Origin of the sequence: Colwellia sp. BRX9-1, assembly GCF_014077195.1 — a bacterium.
Lineage (GTDB): Bacteria > Pseudomonadota > Gammaproteobacteria > Enterobacterales > Alteromonadaceae > Colwellia_A.
The window spans coordinates 1-1,816 of sequence record NZ_JACGVM010000052.1; the positions used below are offsets into that span (position 1 = coordinate 1).

1 rRNA gene is annotated in these 1,816 nt (G+C 49.5%); it reads left to right on the top strand.

Annotation, left to right across the window (positions count from 1 at the left end):
- Window positions 1–262 precede the first annotated feature (262 nt).
- Window positions 263–1,807 (top strand): 16S ribosomal RNA (locus H4J76_RS19420).
- Window positions 1,808–1,816 lie beyond the last annotated feature (9 nt).

Here is a 1,816-nt window from a genome sequence, read left to right on the forward strand (position 1 = left end):
TTCTTTAACAATTAGTTATCATGCAATTTGTGTGGACACTCACATTACATTGATTTTACATAGTCGGTTCTTAATTCTCTAACGAGAGGCAAGGAAAGACGTAAAACAGTTTAATAATGATGTCACACAGATTAAGTATTAATTATTAATTTAATTAGTACGTTTTATGTAGTTATCACTTCTCTTTTAAGAGTTGTTGGTAACACGACAGAATTCATTGAGCAGATGTCTTGGTTTCGGCTAAGCATCACAAACGATTTTTTAATTGAAGAGTTTGATCATGGCTCAGATTGAACGCTGGCGGCAGGCTTAACACATGCAAGTCGAGCGGTAACAGAGAGTAGCTTGCTACTTTGCTGACGAGCGGCGGACGGGTGAGTAATGCTTGGGAATATGCCATATGGTGGGGGACAACAGTTGGAAACGACTGCTAATACCGCATAACGTCTACGGACCAAAGAGGGGGATTCTTCGGAACCTCTTGCCATTTGATTAGCCCAAGTGAGATTAGCTAGTTGGTGAGGTAATGGCTCACCAAGGCGACGATCTCTAGCTGGTTTGAGAGGATGATCAGCCACACTGGGACTGAGACACGGCCCAGACTCCTACGGGAGGCAGCAGTGGGGAATATTGCACAATGGGCGAAAGCCTGATGCAGCCATGCCGCGTGTGTGAAGAAGGCCTTCGGGTTGTAAAGCACTTTCAGTTGTGAGGAAAGGTGGGTAGTTAATAGCTGCTCGCTGTGACGTTAGCAACAGAAGAAGCACCGGCTAACTCCGTGCCAGCAGCCGCGGTAATACGGAGGGTGCGAGCGTTAATCGGAATTACTGGGCGTAAAGCGTGCGTAGGCGGTTTGTTAAGCAAGATGTGAAAGCCCAGGGCTCAACCTTGGAACTGCATTTTGAACTGGCAAACTAGAGTACTGTAGAGGGTGGTGGAATTTCCAGTGTAGCGGTGAAATGCGTAGAGATTGGAAGGAACATCAGTGGCGAAGGCGGCCACCTGGACAGATACTGACGCTGAGGCACGAAAGCGTGGGGAGCAAACAGGATTAGATACCCTGGTAGTCCACGCCGTAAACGATGTCAACTAGCTGTCTGTGGACTTGATCCGTGGGTAGCGGAGCTAACGCATTAAGTTGACCGCCTGGGGAGTACGGCCGCAAGGTTAAAACTCAAATGAATTGACGGGGGCCCGCACAAGCGGTGGAGCATGTGGTTTAATTCGATGCAACGCGAAGAACCTTACCATCCCTTGACATCCACAGAAGAGACTAGAGATAGACTTGTGCCTTCGGGAACTGTGAGACAGGTGCTGCATGGCTGTCGTCAGCTCGTGTTGTGAAATGTTGGGTTAAGTCCCGCAACGAGCGCAACCCCTATCCTTATTTGCCAGCGCGTTATGGCGGGAACTCTAAGGAGACTGCCGGTGATAAACCGGAGGAAGGTGGGGACGACGTCAAGTCATCATGGCCCTTACGGGATGGGCTACACACGTGCTACAATGGCAAGTACAGAGGGCAGCAATACCGCGAGGTGGAGCGAATCCCACAAAGCTTGTCGTAGTCCGGATTGGAGTCTGCAACTCGACTCCATGAAGTCGGAATCGCTAGTAATCGTAGATCAGAATGCTACGGTGAATACGTTCCCGGGCCTTGTACACACCGCCCGTCACACCATGGGAGTGGGATGCAAAAGAAGTGGCTAGTTTAACCTTCGGGAGGACGGTCACCACTTTGTGTTTCATGACTGGGGTGAAGTCGTAACAAGGTAACCCTAGGGGAACCTGGGGTTGGATCACCTCCTTATCTTGAAGT